Here is a 16,650-nt window from a genome sequence, read left to right on the forward strand (position 1 = left end):
GGGGGCCCGCCCCCCCCCGTTAAACCCCCCCCCCGCCCCCGCCGGGCCAACCCCCCCTCGGGGGCCGGTGCAGGTCAAGACTTGGCCCGGCGGGCCTTGAAGAAGTCACTGAGGATCTGCCCGCACTCCTCCGCCAGCACCCCGCCCTCCACCATCACCCGATGGTTCAGGAAGCCCTGCCCGAAGAATTGCCCCTGGCTCTGCACGATCCCCGCCTTGGGCTCCAGCGCGCCATACACCACCCGCATCACCCGCGAATGCACGATCAACCCCGCACACATGCTGCACGGTTCCAGGGTCACATACAGGGTGCTGCCGGGTAGCCGGTAGTTGCTGGCGGATTTCGCCGCCGCGCGAATGGCCACCATCTCGGCGTGCGCACTGGGGTCACTGTCGATGATCGGCCGGTTGAAGCCCTGCCCGATCACCTGCCCATGCTGCACCAGTACCGCGCCCACCGGCACCTCGCCCATGGCCGCGCCTTGGGCAGCCAGGGCCAGGGCCAGGCGCATGAATTCCTGATCGCGACTGCGATCGATGATCTGCGGGCGCATCAGACCACCGCGATCGCGGCCATCAGGCCGGTTTCCATGTGGTCGATGACATGGCAGTGGAACATCCAGGTGCCCGGGTTATCCGCCACCAGCGCCACCTGGGCGCGCTCGTTCTTGCCCAGCAGGTAGGTATCGGTGAACCACGGCTCCTTGATGTCATGGCGGTTGGAGCCGATCACCTTGAAGCTCATGCCGTGCAGGTGGATCGGGTGCTGGTACTGGGTCATGTTCTTTAGCTCGAAGATGTAGCTCTTGCCCTTCTTCAGCGTGGCAATCGGCCGCTCGGCGCAGGTCTTGTCGGTGATATCCCAGGCTTGGCCGTTGATCTGCCACATGCTCGACGGCCTGTCCTGGTCCGTAGTGACCGAGACTTTCGCCGCCCACTCGAAATTGAAGTTGAGCTTTTCGGCATTCTCCAGGTCAGGCTCGGCGATCGGGTTGGGCGGTAGCGCCGGCGGCCAGTCGCTCGGCGCGCCGCTGCTGGCCACCGAACGCAGGGTGCCCAGGCGCACGAAACCGTCGCGCAGGGAGATCTCCTCCCCCACTTCGGGAATACGGATAGCCAGGCAGATACGCATGCCTGGACCGAGCCAGTAGTCATCGTCCAATGGGCGCGGGGTTACCGGGTTGCCGTCCAGGGCATAGATTCTTGCTTCGCAGTTGCCCTTGAGATTGATGCGGTAGGTCCAGGTGTTATCGAGGTTCAACAGACGCACACGCACCACCTGGCCGGCCGGCAGCTCGGTGACCGAATCGGCCTGGCCATTGATGGTGATCAGACGCCCGGCGGTGCCGTTGCGCGCCGCCTCACGCGGGATGCTGAACGGCAACCAGGCGCCCTGCTCGTCCACGTGCCAGTTCTTCAGGCTGAGCGTGCGCTCATGCTTGAACCCGGTCGGCTCGCGTTCCTCGACGATCAGCGGGCCGACCAGGCCACGGCCCAGCTCCTCGGAACTGCTGACATGCGGGTGATACCAGTAGCTGCCGGCGTCCGGCACACGGAACTTGTAGTCGAAGTACTCGCCCGGCTTGACCGGCAGTTGAGACACATAGGGCACACCGTCCATTTCCAGCGGCAGGCGGATACCGTGCCAGTGGATGGTGGTTTCGACCGGAAGGTGGTTGATGAAACGCACCCGCAGCCAGGTACCCTGGCGCACGCGCAACTCGGTACCCGGTGCCGACGGGCCAAAGGCCCAGGCCTCGGTCTTGTGCCCGGGCACCAGTTCGACGTCCAGTGGCGCTGCGATCAGCTCGTAGTCGTGGCCGGCATTGTCGTCTTCGACCTTGCCCAGCCAGTAACGCGCCGCGCCACCGGCGCCCAGGCCAACCACAACCAGGCCGGTCAGGCCCTTGAGCATTTGTCGACGGGTGAAGGACATCGGTGCGGGTACCTCGTGTTCTGCGCAATCAAGCTGCCAGCATGGCTGGCGATGAAGGGCGAATACGATACACCTGCAAATGGGAAATATTAAGTGAAGTCTCTTTGGATGCTGCCCGCAGCCTTGCTATCGCAAGTGCTGCCTGGAGCCAGACAAAGGTCATTGAACCACTGCTGGTCACCAGCGGACGGCACGCGCAAGGCGGCCTGCAGCAATTGCGGGTCGAGCAGGATGTCCAGGTTGCTCAGGCGCGTGGCGAGGTCGGGGTGCGTATCGAACGGATGGGTAGTGGCCAGCCCCAGCACTTCCTCGCCCAGTTGCAACGGCGTGCCTTGCAGGTGCGCTGCCAGCGCCTGCAAAAGGTTGCTGCCACCGTGTGCGACCAACAAGCCGTCGATCACCCGACCCAGGGCAATCACCCGTAACAGCGCCTGTACGAACAGCTTCGGGCCAGCGACCTCGGCACCTGCCCGATCAGCCAGCAATTCCTGTGCACGCCCCCAGTGATGAACCGCAAGCTGGAAATGGTGCAAGAACTGCCCGGCCAGCCACAAGGTGGGCCGAACCACCCAGCGCGGAGCATCCTCGTCGCCGACCATGGCCGAATAATGCGCGCACATCAGGCTGAAACGAGCACTGGTTTCGCTGCCCCGCTCCGTATCACGGCGCCTGAAATGGCCCAGTTCGTGACCGATGATCGAGGCCGCCTCGGCCTGGCTCAAGGCGGCCAGGCAAGGTAGAGGCAGATACAACGTGCGCCCCCTGAGGACCTGCCCACCGGGCTGCAGCAGGATCGGAACGCTGGTGACGAAAAAACCTTGGTCAAGGCCGACCACGATATGGTCCGGGACAGGCGCGTGCAGTTGTGTTGCCAAGGTCTCGATCCACTGCCACACCGCTGGCGTCGCCTGCCTGCCTAGCGGGCGGGCGAGAAAACTGGCGGTTGGAGACTGCATCAGCGGCCAGTGCCGACGCATTCGCCAGACCTGGCGAACACACACAACCAGGACTGAGGCCAGCGGCAGCACCACGACCAGCACCGTCATGCCGCCCTGCGCTGCGCGGCTTGCTCCGGAACTGGCCTCATAGAGCAGCAACAGGCACAGTGAACCGGCAAGCATGACCATGTAGAGACTCAAGCAACAGCCCAGAGCCTGCCAGTTGGCCATCATGCGTTCATAAAGATAGGCCGCAGAGCGCAGCGCCCGCCAGGCGTCCAACTTCAGCTTGAGCCAGGCCCAGAGGCCTGCCAGCAAAGCGGCCACTGCCAGCCAGCAGCTCATACTGGCCATCACCTTGCGTACGCTTACCCAGTGGCGATCCGCATTGAGCAGGTCCAGTTGGCGCTGCAGGGCCTGCCGCGTATCGACATGCCTGGCAAGCTCCTTGCGGGCTTCCCACGGCAATTGCCGTAGCAACGTCTCACTGGGGGCAGCCAGCCATTGCCGTATGGTCCGGGCCTGATCCTGCGCCGTGTCAGCCCGCCAGTACTGCACTTTACCCCAGCCAAACAGCACAAGAGGCAACAGCAGCAGGATCAGGCCCCAACCGAAGCGCTTCATTGCCCCAGAGCGCCAATGGTCACGATCAGGCTCATCTGGCCGCTTCACCCAGACGCGCCACACCCGGAAACAGCTGCGCCAACGTACGCCTGGCCTGGGCCGCTTGCACATAGGCATAAAGCAGATCCACCAGTTCCTGCAGGCCAAGGCGGCGCCCGGCCACGACGGGCGTGCAAAACCAAAGCCTGACGCGCAAGCCGCCCGCGACGACCACCGCGTCAGGCGAGGCCAGCGCCCTGAAACAGGCCGGTGCCAGTACTGGTGCATGGCTGAACGCCGACACGGTAAAGATCAGCCGGGTAGTGAAGTAACCCTGCTCGACCTCGAAGCCGTCGAAGGCGTGCAGTGGGGTCGGCGCCTGCGCGTTGGCGAAGCACAGGGTATCTGGTGTCACGCTCAGCACCCGCTTGCCGTGCCGGCGGTATAGCACGACGGCACAGGCCAGCCCCACCACCCCGACGCCGGCCAGGCCGAGGCCGAAACCAGACATCAGCCAGATGACACCGCTGCTGGCACTGTGACTGAACCGCACCGCCAGAGCGGTCAGCCATATGCCCAGCGCGCCGAACAACAGGCCAATCACAGCACATGCCAGCGCCTTGCCGAGCGAATGCTCCAGCAGTACGAAGCTGTCGGTGGGGCCATCAGCCTGAGCCTGCAGGTACGCGAGGTGGGCTTCGCGTTCGCCGTTATCCATCGTTCTGCAACAGATCCAGTTGCCGTTGCGCATGTGCCGCATCGCGGTAGGCTGCCAGCAGCGCGAGCACTTCCTCGTTCCCCAGCTTGCGTCCGTTGCTGGCCAGGCCTGCGGACATGATGCGGATCTGCGGTCGCGGTTTCTTCAACACCATGGCCTGGTTACCGAAGAACTGCAGTTTCACCACATGATGCTTTGGCAGGACGGCTTCGCTGCTCATTTCCAGCGTCTGCACCATGACCAGCCCTTCATCCTTGACCGAAACGTCTTCCACTTCCGCCAGGTCTACCGGTGCATCCAGCGTATCGACGAACAACTGCCGACGGGTCAGGCGCATGAATACCTGGGTACCGGCATTACGGTGTTGCCAGGTCACCGCCGCTGCAATCAAGGTTATGAAGACACCGGCTGCAACCGCCCCCAAGCGTTCAGGGTTGAATGTCACGGCCGTGATGATCAGTGAACCCAGCAACAATACTGGCCCCCAGACCCGGTAACGCCGGGAGTTGGTGAACTCGCTCTGCTCGGGCACGCGCTCGATCACTTGCTTGAGCTCAGCGATCACTCGGTCGCGCTGGGCGGCACGGCTTTGCTCATAGTCCTGACCGAGCGAGCCAGACAGTTCGGACAGCGGGTCGTTGAAATCGCCCATGGTCATTGCGCCTCCGTGTTCTGTGCTGCCAGGTAATCGGTAAGGAATGCCTGGGCATTGCCCTGATGCGACAGCCCTTCCGAATAGCCGACCTGCATTGCCTGAGCCTCACCCGGCAGATACAGTTCGCCGCCCCAGTTGCCCTGGATGATCAGCACAACGTATTTCTTGCCATCCACGGTGGTGGAGTAACGGGTATCCCTGCTGGTTTTCTCCACCTGCATTTTCTGGATGCGCATGTTCCAGTCGTGATCGACGCCCTCGATTTGTACCAGCGCTTCGTTGGCGGCGCGTTCACCGATGCGCAGCGTCCACACCTTGGCACCTTGCGCCCCCATGTAGGCAACTACCTGGTCAGCCACTTCCGGCCGTTCTTCAGCGTGAACCTGGCCCAGCCACAGGCTGAGCGCAGCCACCAGAAGGGCAGTCCATTTGCGATAAGCGAGCATGTCTTTTCCATCCTGAATCGGAACAAACGCCCATTGAAATAAGCCTGGCCCGTCTAGCCAACCCCGCTGACCGGTTCGCACAACAGACAGCACCGTGCGCACAATGGCTGTCGCTGAAAATGTGCACGCGTTACCATTTCCGGCCATGCCGCCCTCAGCCAAGGATGCCTAGCGCACATGCGATCGATCAGCCCCTACCTCGACACCGACTTTTCATTCGATAGCCCCGGGTCACTCGCCGAGGCCGGTGTACTGGACGCGAGCAGCGCGCGGGTGATGGGCAGCGCGTCCGGCCACTATCGGGCGCAGACGGTACACGACGGGTTGCAGTACTTCGATTGCAACCTGCAATTTCCGGAGCCGCTGAGAATCGACAAGGTGCTGCCGCAAAGCCTGTGCATCGTGCAGGTGTTCGACGGGGCGTGGCAGCACACGGTGGACGGAAGGCTCAACAGTTATGCCCCAGGCCAATTGCACATGCTGGGCCTTGGTGAAAGCCTGGAAGCGCAGGACCAATTGCCCGCCAACAGTCACGCCCGCATGGCCGGGGTACGTATTGCTGGCGATTACCTGCACGAGCTGGCCCGGGACGACGCGCAGTTGAAGCCTCTGCTGGCGCTGGTCGCCGATGGCATGCGCTTCGACCAGTTGCCGCAGTGCCCAGCGGTGAGCCGCCTGTTCCAGCAGCTCTATCTGTCGCCCTACACCGGCGGGCTCAGGCGCCTGCATTGCGAGAGCCTGAGCCTGGCCATCGTGCTGGAGCTGGCCAGCCACCTGATCGGGCACAGGTCTGTCGAGAAGATTCAGGACCGGGGGCGCCGCGATCTGGCCGTTGAAACGCGCCGCCAGCTCGACGAAAACCTGAACGCCCCGCCCACTGCTGCCGCCCTCGCTCGCCAATTGGGGGTGAGCGAAACTACCATGCGCCGCGCATTCAGCCACGAGTATGGCCGGTCGCTCCTGCAATACGTTCGGCAACAAAGAATGGAACTGGCCCGCGCCCTTCTGCTGGAGCGTCGATGGCAGGTATCGCAGGTTGCCTACCATGTTGGCTACGCCAACCCTGCCAACTTCTGCCATGCCTACAAGGCGTATTTCGGGCATTCTCCCGGGGCCGAGTAGGGCTTGGCCAAAAAAAACGGGCCTGCAATGCAGGCCCGTTTCATTAACCGCGAGGCGGGATCATTCCCACTCGATGGTCGCTGGCGGCTTGCTCGACACGTCGTAGGTAACGCGCGAGATACCGTCGATTTCGTTGATGATACGGCCGCTGACGGTTTCCAGCAGTTCGTACGGCAGGTGCGCCCAACGTGCGGTCATGAAGTCCACGGTCTCGACGGCACGCAGTGCCACGACCCAGGCGTAGCGACGGCCGTCGCCAACAACGCCAACCGACTTGACCGGCTGGAACACCACGAATGCCTGGCTGGTCTTGTGGTACCAGTCGGCCTTGCGCAGCTCTTCGATGAAGATGTGGTCGGCACGACGCAGGATGTCGGCGTATTCCTTCTTCACTTCACCGAGGATACGCACGCCCAGGCCCGGGCCCGGGAAGGGGTGGCGGTAGACCATGTCGTACGGCAGGCCCAGCTCCAGGCCGATCTTGCGCACTTCGTCCTTGAACAGTTCACGCAGCGGCTCGACCAGCTTGAGGTTCATTTCCTCCGGAAGGCCACCGACGTTGTGGTGCGACTTGATCACGTGGGCCTTGCCGCTTTTCGCACCGGCCGATTCGATCACGTCCGGGTAAATGGTGCCTTGGGCGAGGAACTGGATATTTTCCAGCTTGCTGGCTTCGGCATCGAACACGTCGATGAAGGTGCGGCCGATGATCTTGCGCTTCTTCTCCGGGTCGGCTTCGCCGGCCAGGTTGTCGAGGAACTGCTTTTCAGCGTCGGCGCGGATGACCTTGACGCCCATGTTCTCCTTGAACATGGCCATCACCTGGTCGCCTTCGTGCAGGCGCAGCAGGCCGTTGTCGACGAATACGCAGGTCAGCTGGTCGCCGATGGCGCGGTGCAGCAGTGCGGCAACGACGGAGCTGTCGACACCGCCGGACAGGCCCAGCAAAACGTTGGCCGAACCGACCTGCTCACGCACCTGGGCAATGGCGTCTTCGACGATGTTGGACGGAGTCCACAGGGCTTCACAGCCGCAGATGTCCTGCACGAAGCGGGACAGGATGCGACCGCCCTGCTTGGTGTGGGTCACTTCCGGATGGAACTGCACGCCGTAGTAGCCGCGCGCGTCGTCGAACATGCCGGCGATCGGGCAGCTCGGGGTGCTGGCCAGCACGTGGAAGTTGCCCGGCATCTGGGTGACCTTGTCGCCGTGGCTCATCCACACGTCCAGGCCCAGCACGCCGTCGGCGTCGATGTGGTCTTCGATGCCGTCGAGCAGGCGGCTCTTGCCGACCACGTCCACGCGGGCATAACCGAATTCACGCAGGTCGGAACCTTCGACCTTGCCGCCCATCTGCTCGGCCATGGTCTGCATGCCGTAGCAGATGCCCAGCACTGGTACGTTCAGGTCGAACACTGCCTGCGGGGCGCGCGGGCTGTTGGCTTCGTGGACCGACTCGGGGCCGCCGGCGAGGATGATGCCGCGCGGGTTGAATTCGCGGATCGCTTCATCGTCCATGTCGAACGGGTGCAGCTCGCAGTACACGCCGATTTCGCGCACGCGGCGGGCGATCAGCTGGGTGTACTGGGAACCGAAATCGAGGATCAGGATGCGGTGAGCGTGAATGTCGAGGGCCATGACTCAATCTCGTCAGTGGAAATCGGAAACGACGCGGGGCTGTCATGACAGCCCCGCATGCTTGTATTGCTTGAAGCCTCAGCCTACGCGGTAGTTAGGGGCTTCTTTGGTGATCTGCACGTCATGCACGTGGGACTCGGCCATGCCGGCACCGGTGATGCGCACGAATTCCGGCTTGGTGCGCATCTCTTCGATGGTTGCGCTGCCGGTGTAGCCCATGGACGAACGCAGGCCGCCCATCAGCTGGTGGATGATCGCGGCCAGGGCGCCCTTGTAGGGAACACGGCCTTCGATGCCTTCCGGTACCAGCTTCTCGGCGCCGGCCGAGGAGTCCTGGAAGTAGCGGTCGGACGAGCCTTGCGCCTGTGCCATGGCACCCAGGGAGCCCATGCCACGGTAGGCCTTGTAGGAACGGCCCTGGAACAGTTCGACTTCACCCGGAGCCTCTTCGGTACCGGCGAACATCGAACCCATCATCACGCAGGAAGCACCGGCAACGATGGCCTTGGACAGGTCACCCGAGAAGCGGATGCCGCCGTCGGCGATCAGCGGCACGCCAGTGCCTTCCAGTGCAGCGGCAACGTTGGCGATGGCGCTGATTTGCGGCACGCCGACGCCGGCAACGATACGGGTGGTGCAGATCGAGCCTGGGCCGATACCGACCTTGACCGCGTCAGCGCCAGCCTCGGCCAGAGCCTTGGCGGCAGCGCCGGTGGCGATGTTGCCGCCGATCACCTGCACTTGCGGGTAGGTTTCCTTGACCCAGCGAACGCGGTCGATCACACCTTTGGAGTGACCGTGGGCGGTGTCGACCACCACCACGTCAACGCCAGCAGCTACCAGGGCGGCAACGCGCTCGCCGGTGTCCTTGCCGGTGCCGACCGCGGCGCCGACGCGCAGGCGGCCTTGGTCGTCCTTGCTGGCCAGCGGGTAGGCCTTGGCCTTTTCGATGTCCTTGACGGTCATCATGCCCTTGAGGTTGAACTTGTCGTCGACGATCAGGACTTTTTCCAGGCGGTGCTTGTGCAGCAGCTCGCGGACTTCGTTCTTGTCGGCGCCTTCGCGGACGGTGACCAGACGCTCTTTCGGGGTCATCACCTCGCGGACCTTGGCGTCCAGGCGGCTTTCGAAGCGCACGTCACGGGAGGTGACGATGCCGACCAGATCGCCGTTCGCCAGCACCGGAACACCGGAGATGTTGTTCAGGCGGGTCAGGTCGAACAGGTCGCGCACGGTGGCGTCGGCGTCGATGGTGATCGGGTCCTTGACCACGCCAGCCTCGAACTTCTTGACCTTGCGGACTTCGCTGGCCTGCTGTTCGATGGTCATGTTCTTGTGGATGATGCCGATGCCGCCTTCCTGGGCCATGGCAATGGCCAGGCGCGCTTCGGTCACGGTATCCATGGCGGCGGAAACCAGCGGAATGTTCAGCTCGATGCCGCGGGTCAAACGGGTCTTGAGACTGACTTCATTGGGCAGTACCTCGGAATAGCCAGGTACAAGGAGGATATCGTCGAAGGTCAGGGCTTCTTGGCTGATACGCAGCATCGCGGGGGCTCCCGGGCGGGAAAAATGGAAGCGCGCCATTATACTCATGCACGGCGCGCCGCTCAATGCAAAATAAGGGCCTTCGGTCAGCCTTGTGGCAGTTTCACCTGTACCACGGTCACCGGCTGGTCGAGCCAATCGGCGAAGCTGTCGAGAAAGGCCTGGGTGAACCCGGCCTCGCCCCAGTTGTTGAAGATGAACCCCAGGTTGGAAAAGGCACATGGCTGCAGGTAAATGAAGCCATTGATGTCGTCTTCGAAGCCGCACAACGGGCAGGTGAAGTTGTCGCTCACCGCCGGCATCCATTCTTCCAGGCTTTCGAACAGCGGCTCACCCACCTCGCGCCGGCACTCGGGGCAACCGGCCTCTTCGAGAAAACCTTCGGTAGGGGTATAGATGCAGCGCTTGAGCATCACCTCCAGGCCGTTGACCTGTTCGCCGAAAGGCAGTTTCTCCGGATACAGGGCCACTTTGCGGGCACCTTCGGCCAGGGCATGGCCCATGCGGTTGCCGGTGCGGCCACAGGTGGTCAACTGTTCCTCGACGACTTTCTCGCGCACCAGCCAGCGCAGGATGGCGCGGGCACGGGCTTCGTGCACCGGGACGGTAGACAGTTTGGGAACGATGATGCTCTGGGTGTTCATGAACGGGACAAGCCTGAAAAAACTGCGGTAATGGCGCAATTCTACCGCCTGCTCAGGCGCTCAGGTAGCGACCGATCAGCGCCAGGCCGCTGGCCAGCACCAGCCAGGTGACCAGACGCACGAAGGCTTCGCGGGACAGCCGGTGGGTCAGCCTGCGCCCTATCCAGAGGCCGACGAGCATTACCGGCAACAGGCAGGCGGCGAGCAGCAGCAGGTTCTGGTCGGCATAGACGCCTGCGATCAGGAACAGTGTCAGACGCACCACTGTGCTGCAACTGATCAGTGCGCTCTGGGTAGCGCGCACCTGTTCCTTCACCCCCAGCCGCGCGCTCAGGTACAGGGCATAAAGGAAGCCGCCACTACCGAACAAGGCGCCAAACAGCCCGCCTGCCGTGCCCATCGGCATTGCCCAGAAACCCGACAGACTGGCCGGTCGCACCTTCACCGCCAGCCCGTACAGAGCATAGCCTGTGACGAACAGGCCCATCAGCAGCAGCAGCAGGTCGGACTTCAGCTGTAGCAGGAATACCACACCCAGCGTGCAGCCAATGGCCATGAACGGCAGCAGCCGCAGCAACTCGCCGCGCACGACATCACGGCGCGAGGGCAGCAGGTTGCCGAAGGCGGCGACGAAGTCCAGCAGCACCAGCAGCGGAATGATCCGCGACAGCGGCATGAAGTGAATCAGCACTGGCCCGGCCACCAGCGCGGTGCCGAAACCGGCGATGCCAAAGACGATGTAGGCAGCGCCGACACCAAGCAGGATGGGCAGCCAGTCAAGGCCGGAAAACGACAGTTGGGCGAGCATGGCAGCAGTTCCTGGAAAGACAGGCAAAGGTTAGCCAGCCATGAGCCATGCCGACTAATATGCCTTTGTCGCCACACTCATCTCGAAAAGGCATGACATGACGTCGATCCGCCAATTGCGTTACTTCGTGGAAATCGCCGAATGCGGCAGCTTCAGCGCTGCCGCCGAGCGGCTGTACATCGCCCAGTCGGCGCTGAGCCGGCAGATCAAGGAACTGGAGCAGCAATTGGGCACGCCGCTGTTCGAACGCACCGCGCGCCTGCCGCGCCTGACACTGGCTGGCCAGGCCTTTCTGGAACGGGCGCGGCGCTTGCTGGCCGACCTGGCGCAGGCCGAGAGGGTTACCCGTGACATTGGCGAAGGGCTGCAGGGCAGCCTGCGCCTGAACCACTCCAGTACCGTACCGCTGACCGGCCCGTTGCTGGCTCGCCTGGGCGACTACTTGCGCGACAACCCAGGGGTTTCGCTGGAAATTGCCCAGCAGTCGTCGGAGGCGCAGCTGGAGGATATCGCTGCCGGGCGGTTGGATATCGGCCTGCTGCGCTTGCCGGTGCTGCGCCAGCATGAAGGCGTGGTGCTGCATGAAGTGTTCAGCGAACCCCTGCTGCTGGCGGTCGCCGCCGGGCATCCCTTGGCCAGCGCATCAAGGGTGAAACTGGAACAACTGCGGGAAGAGCGCTTCATATCGATTCCGCATCGGGATCGTGGCGGGCTGAGCTACCTGTCGGCCTCGATGTGCATGGAGGCGGGCTTTTTCCCGCGTGCGGCGCAGGTTCTGTCGCGCAAGACCACCCAGTTGCAGTTGATTCAGGCGGGGTTCGGGGTGGCGTTGTTACCCGAATGCATGCGCGAGATTGCCCCGGCGTCGGTCAGTTTCGTGGCGCTGGAGGGGGGGTGTGAGAGTACTGTGGCGATGGCTTGCAGGCGTGATGCAGGTTCGATGGTGCGCCAGTTCGTGACGGCGATGCAGGCCTGAAAGGCCCCATCGCCGGCAAGCCGGCTCCCACAGGGACAGCATGAGGCCCAAGCCAGCGCGATACCTGTGGGAGCCGGCTTGCCGGCGATAGGGCCGGGACAGACAACCGGGGCCGATGTCCTTTATGATGCCCGCCATGATCAGAGACCCTTTCGAACGACTCGGCCTGGACCGCGAGGTTCTTACCGTCAGCCAACTCAACGGCCGCGCCCGCGTGCTGCTGGAAGACGTGTTCCGCAGCGTGTGGGTGGAAGGCGAGATTTCCAACCTCGCCCGCCCTGCGTCCGGCCACATGTACTTTACCCTCAAGGACAGCGGCGCACAGGTACGTTGCGCACTGTTCCGGCAAAACGCCACGCGGGTGCGCCAGGCACTGCGCGACGGCCTGGCGGTGCGGGTACGCGGCAAGGTTTCGCTGTTCGAAGGGCGTGGCGACTACCAGCTGATTCTCGACACCGTCGAGCCGGCTGGTGATGGCGCCCTGCGCCTGGCATTCGAAGCACTGAAGGAAAAGCTCGGTGCCGAGGGGCTGTTCAGCGCCGAACGCAAGCAGCCGCTGCCGGCCCACCCGCAGCGCATCGGCATCATTACGTCGCCTACCGGTGCAGTGATCCGCGACATCATCAGTGTGTTCGGTCGCCGCGCCCCGCAGGTGGAACTCAACCTGATCCCCACCGCAGTGCAGGGCCGAGAAGCCATTGCACAGATCGTGCGCGCCATCCGCCTGGCCGACAGCCTCGGGTTCGATGCGCTGATCCTGGCCCGGGGCGGCGGCTCGCTGGAAGACCTGTGGTGCTTCAACGAAGAAGCCGTGGCGCGGGCCGTGGCCGCCTGTGCCACGCCGATTGTCAGCGCCGTGGGCCATGAGACCGATGTCTCGATCAGCGACTTTGTCGCCGACGTGCGCGCGCCCACACCCTCTGCCGCTGCCGAGCTGCTGGCCCCCGACAACAGTGGCCTGCAGCAACGCCTGGATGGCCTGCAACGGCGCCTGCTGTTGCGCATGCAGAACCGCCTGACCCACGACCGCCTGCGCCTGGAGTCGCTGACCCGGCGCCTGCGCCATCCGGGCGAGCGCCTGCGCCAACAGGCCCAGCGCCTGGACGACCTGGACATGCGCCTGCGCCGTGCATTCATGCTCAACCTAAACCAGCGACACGAGCGCCTGGCACGCCTGGACACCCGCCTCGCCGCGCAACACCCGGGGCGCACCCTGAAACTGCTGGGTCAACGCCTGGACAGCCTGGCCGAGCGCCTGCCACGGGCCATGCGCGAGGTGCTCAAGGACCGCCGCCAGCGCTTCCAGGCCCAGTTGCAGACGCTGCAGGTGGTCAGCCCGCTGGCCACCCTCGCCCGCGGCTACAGTATCCTGCTGGACGAACAGGGCCAGGCCATCCGCAGCGCCGAACAGACCCGCAATGGCCAGCGCCTGACCGCCCGCCTGAACGAAGGCGAGCTGTTGGTGCGGGTCGAAGACAACCACCTGACCCCGGTCACCCTCTCACTTCTGGACTGACACATGCCCCGCCTGCTCGCGCCCCTGCTTGCCCTTTCCCTCCTGCTGCTGGCCGGCGGCGCCCAGGCCAGCTACATCACCCGCACGCTGAACAAGCCGGTACCCGGCGGCGTGGCAGTGGTCGACCTCGGCCCCGCCGCCAGTGCACCCAGCGCTCGCTTCGACGGCAAGCCGGTGCTGGTGGTGAAAGAGCAGGACAACTGGCTGGCCATCGTTGGCATCCCGCTGACCCAGAAGCCCGGCACCGCGGTGCTTAGCCAGGGCGGCCGTACCCTGCCCTTCACGGTCGGCAGCAAGAAGTATCCCGAACAGCGCATCACCCTGAAGAACACCCGCCAGGTCAACCCGAACCCGGCCGACCTCAAGCGCATCGATCGTGAGCTGGCCGAGCAGATCAAGGCATACCGCAGCTTCAGCCCGACCCTGCCGAGCAACCTGATCCTCGACAAGCCGGTCAGTGGCCCGCTCTCGAGCAAGTTCGGCGTGCGCCGTTTCTTCAACGGTGAAGAACGCAACCCACATGCGGGGCTGGACTTCGCGGTGCCGGCCGGCACGCCGATCAAGACCCCGGCCAATGGCAAGGTGATTCTGGTGGGTGATTACTTCTTCAATGGCCGTACGGTTTTCGTCGACCACGGGCAGGGCTTTATCAGCATGTTCTGCCATATGTCGAAGATCGATGTGCAGGTGGGGCAGCAGTTGCGCCGGGGCGAGGTGGTAGGCCGTGTGGGCTCGACCGGGCGGGCTACAGGGCCGCACATGCATTGGAACGTCAGCCTGAATGATGCACGGGTGGATCCGGCGATTTTCATTGGCGCGTTCCAGCCCTGAGATTGCGGCGCCTGCATCGCCGGCAAGCCAGCTCCCACAGGTCCCGCGCAGGATTCAAGTCCTGTGGTAATCCTGTGGGAGCTGGCTTGCCGGCGATAAGGCCAGAGCAGGTCAACTCGCTTCCAAGGTGTTGCGCCATCGAAAAATACTGCGCAAAAATAGAGAAGCACTCTGACAATTACAGCGATAAAATCTCGCCTTTCAGCTTTTTTTAAGCATTCCTCTCAATTTTTCCTGAGCGCTTGCCATCCCCCACCTCACTGGTTAGGGTTGAAGGCATGAAAACCTTCAGCACCCTCATCCTGCTCCGACAACATCGCAGCCTCTGCCTGGTCAGCGCCCGACTACCAGGCTGAATCGCGTCGCCTCGCCTTTCATCTCGTTATCGCTCGGCAGGCCCGATCTCGGCCGCACACAAAAGGATTGCTTCCATGACCATGCTCAAAGACCCTTCGAAGAAATACCGCGCTTTCCCGACCATCGACCTGCCTGACCGTACCTGGCCGTCGAAGACCATCACCGCCGCGCCAATCTGGTGCAGCTCCGACCTGCGTGATGGCAACCAGTCGCTGATCGAGCCGATGGATTCGGAGAAGAAACTGCGCTTCTGGAAGACCCTGGTGCAGGTTGGCGTGAAGGAAATCGAAGCCTCGTTCCCGTCCGCTTCGCAGACCGATTTCGACTTCGTGCGCATGCTGATCGAAGACGGCCACATCCCGGATGACACCACCATCCAGGTGCTCACCCAGGCCCGTGAAGACCTCATCGCCCGCACCTTCGAGTCGCTGCGCGGGGCGAAGAAGGCCATCGTCCACCTGTATAACGCCACCAGCCCGTCGTTCCGCCGCATCGTCTTCAACCAGGACAAGCAAGGCGTCAAGGACATCGCGGTGAACGCGGCCAAGCTGTTCGTCAAGTACGCCGCCCAGCAGCCGGAAACCCAGTGGACCTTCCAGTACTCGCCGGAAACCTTCAGCGCCACCGAGCTGGAATTCGCCAAGGAAGTCTGCGACGCGGTCATCGAGGTGTGGAACCCGACCCCCGAGCACAAGATCATCCTCAACCTGCCGGCCACCGTGGAAGTGTCCACCCCGAACATCTACGCCGACCAGATCGAGTGGTTCTGCCGTAATGTCAGCCGTCGCGACAGCGTGATCATCAGCCTGCACTGCCACAACGACCGCGGCACCGGCATTGCCGCCACCGAACTGGGCCTGATGGCCGGCGCCGATCGCGCTGAAGGCTGCCTGTTCGGCAACGGCGAGCGTACCGGTAACGTCGACCTGGTGACCCTGGCGCTGAACCTCTACACCCAGGGTATCGACCCGCTGCTGGACTTCTCCGACATCGACGGCGTGCGCAAGGTGGTCGAAGAGTGCAACCAGCTGCCGGTGCACCCACGCCACCCATACGTGGGCGACCTGGTCCACACCGCGTTCTCCGGCTCGCACCAGGACGCCATCCGCAAAGGCTTCGCCAAGCAGCAGGAAGGCGAGCTGTGGGAAGTGCCTTACTTGCCGATCGACCCGGCCGACATCGGCCGCAGCTACGAGGCGGTAATCCGCGTCAACAGCCAGTCGGGCAAAGGCGGCATCACCTACCTGCTCGAGCAGGAATACGGCATCAGCCTGCCGCGCCGCATGCAGATCGAGTTCAGCCAGGTAGTACAGGGTGAAACCGACCGCCTGGGCCTGGAAATGACCGCCCAGCAGATCTACAGCCTGCTGCACAAGGAATACCTCCAGGCCAACGCCCCGTACGCGCTGGTCAGCCACCGCCTGCAGGAAGAGAACGGCCACAGCGCCGTGGAAGTGGAAGTCGCCGGTGAAGGCGAAACCACCCTGCACTGGCGCGGCAAAGGCAACGGCGCTCTGGAGGCGCTGGTGGCCGGCCTGCCGATTGCCGTGGAGATCATGGACTACAACGAGCATGCCATTGGCGCCGGCACCAATGCCAAGGCTGCGGCCTACATCGAACTGCGCGTGGCCGGCGGCCGCCCGGTACATGGTGTGGGTATCGATGAAAACATCACCACGGCCAGCTTCAAGGCACTGTTCAGTGCGCTGAACCGCTCGCTGAGCCTGCAGGAAGCCAAGGCGGCCTGAGCCGTACCGCAATGAATGAGAGAGCCCGCATCGTTTGATGCGGGCTTTTTTGTTGGCCTGTGCCGGCCTCTTCGCGGGCTTGCCCGCTCCCACAGGTACTGCACAGCTCCCGAGAGCGGCGCAATCCTGTGGGAGCGGGCAAGCCCGCGAAAGGGCCGGTACAGGC

15 protein-coding genes are annotated in these 16,650 nt (G+C 63.6%); 5 read left to right on the forward strand and 10 right to left on the reverse strand.

Going from position 1 to position 16,650, the window contains the following annotated elements; translation table 11 throughout:
- Positions 1-74: 74 nt before the first annotated feature.
- The 6 genes from tadA to IRZ77_RS18950 all read right to left on the reverse strand — a co-directional run bounded on the left by tadA (position 75) and on the right by IRZ77_RS18950 (position 5,296).
- Positions 75-554 (reverse strand): tRNA adenosine(34) deaminase TadA, encoded by a 480-nt coding sequence (gene tadA / locus IRZ77_RS18925; protein WP_046617108.1) that lies wholly within the window; start codon positions 552-554, stop codon positions 75-77.
- Positions 554-1,936 carry a multicopper oxidase family protein gene (locus IRZ77_RS18930; RefSeq protein ID WP_196174117.1) on the reverse strand — a complete coding sequence of 461 codons (1,383 nt, stop codon included), beginning with the start codon at positions 1,934-1,936 and terminating at the stop codon, positions 554-556. The genes tadA and IRZ77_RS18930 overlap by 1 nt, the downstream gene beginning before the upstream one ends.
- Positions 1,937-2,025: 89 nt before the next feature.
- Complete coding sequence (locus IRZ77_RS18935; protein WP_196174118.1) at positions 2,026-3,498, reverse strand: M48 family metallopeptidase; 1,473 nt, start codon at positions 3,496-3,498, stop codon at positions 2,026-2,028.
- Positions 3,499-3,529: 31 nt separating this feature from the next.
- The gene (locus IRZ77_RS18940; RefSeq protein ID WP_046617119.1) at positions 3,530-4,228 is read right to left on the reverse strand and encodes a hypothetical protein; all 699 of its coding nucleotides are present in this window, start codon (positions 4,226-4,228) and stop codon (positions 3,530-3,532) included.
- On the reverse strand, positions 4,188-4,853 hold the full coding sequence (locus IRZ77_RS18945) for a hypothetical protein (RefSeq protein ID WP_286195487.1): 666 nt from the start codon (positions 4,851-4,853) through the stop codon (positions 4,188-4,190). The genes IRZ77_RS18940 and IRZ77_RS18945 overlap by 41 nt, the downstream gene beginning before the upstream one ends.
- On the reverse strand, positions 4,850-5,296 hold the full coding sequence (locus tag IRZ77_RS18950) for a hypothetical protein (RefSeq protein WP_046617112.1): 447 nt from the start codon (positions 5,294-5,296) through the stop codon (positions 4,850-4,852). Before IRZ77_RS18950 ends, IRZ77_RS18945 begins: the two co-directional genes overlap by 4 nt.
- 177 nt (positions 5,297-5,473) lie before the next feature.
- On the opposite strand from IRZ77_RS18950, the gene IRZ77_RS18955 reads away from it, so the two are divergent.
- A complete protein-coding gene (locus IRZ77_RS18955) occupies positions 5,474-6,418 on the forward strand; it encodes a helix-turn-helix transcriptional regulator (protein WP_046617113.1) in 945 nt (314 codons plus the stop codon).
- A 60-nt stretch (positions 6,419-6,478) separates the two neighbouring features.
- Here IRZ77_RS18955 and guaA read toward each other — a convergent pair whose 3' ends face one another.
- The 4 genes from guaA to IRZ77_RS18975 all read right to left on the reverse strand — a co-directional run bounded on the left by guaA (position 6,479) and on the right by IRZ77_RS18975 (position 11,056).
- On the reverse strand, positions 6,479-8,056 hold the full coding sequence (gene guaA / locus IRZ77_RS18960; protein WP_013971139.1) for a glutamine-hydrolyzing GMP synthase: 1,578 nt from the start codon (positions 8,054-8,056) through the stop codon (positions 6,479-6,481).
- Positions 8,057-8,134: 78 nt separating this feature from the next.
- A complete protein-coding gene (guaB, locus tag IRZ77_RS18965) occupies positions 8,135-9,604 on the reverse strand; it encodes an IMP dehydrogenase (RefSeq protein WP_046617114.1) in 1,470 nt (489 codons plus the stop codon).
- Between the two features lie 86 nt (positions 9,605-9,690).
- Entirely contained in the window at positions 9,691-10,248 is a 558-nt protein-coding gene (locus IRZ77_RS18970) for a hypothetical protein (RefSeq protein WP_046617115.1), read from the reverse strand.
- Between the two features lie 52 nt (positions 10,249-10,300).
- Positions 10,301-11,056, reverse strand: a complete 756-nt coding sequence (locus tag IRZ77_RS18975; protein ID WP_196174119.1) for a sulfite exporter TauE/SafE family protein — start codon at positions 11,054-11,056, stop codon at positions 10,301-10,303.
- Positions 11,057-11,153: 97 nt separating this feature from the next.
- Between IRZ77_RS18975 and IRZ77_RS18980 the strand changes: the two genes are divergently transcribed.
- The 4 genes from IRZ77_RS18980 (at position 11,154) to leuA (ending at position 16,484) form a co-directional block, all read left to right on the forward strand.
- Positions 11,154-12,032: a LysR family transcriptional regulator gene (locus tag IRZ77_RS18980; RefSeq protein ID WP_196174120.1), complete on the forward strand. Its 879-nt coding sequence runs from the start codon at positions 11,154-11,156 to the stop codon at positions 12,030-12,032.
- 136 nt (positions 12,033-12,168) lie between these two features.
- Positions 12,169-13,548: an exodeoxyribonuclease VII large subunit gene (gene xseA, locus IRZ77_RS18985; protein WP_085600570.1), complete on the forward strand. Its 1,380-nt coding sequence runs from the start codon at positions 12,169-12,171 to the stop codon at positions 13,546-13,548.
- 3 nt (positions 13,549-13,551) lie between these two features.
- Positions 13,552-14,379 carry a M23 family metallopeptidase gene (locus IRZ77_RS18990; protein WP_025337876.1) on the forward strand — a complete coding sequence of 276 codons (828 nt, stop codon included), beginning with the start codon at positions 13,552-13,554 and terminating at the stop codon, positions 14,377-14,379.
- A gap of 431 nt (positions 14,380-14,810) precedes the next feature.
- Positions 14,811-16,484 (forward strand): 2-isopropylmalate synthase, encoded by a 1,674-nt coding sequence (leuA, locus tag IRZ77_RS18995; protein ID WP_025337875.1) that lies wholly within the window; start codon positions 14,811-14,813, stop codon positions 16,482-16,484.
- Positions 16,485-16,650 lie beyond the last annotated feature (166 nt).

The organism is Pseudomonas pudica (genome assembly GCF_015680405.1).
Taxonomy (GTDB): Bacteria; Pseudomonadota; Gammaproteobacteria; order Pseudomonadales; family Pseudomonadaceae; genus Aquipseudomonas; species Aquipseudomonas pudica.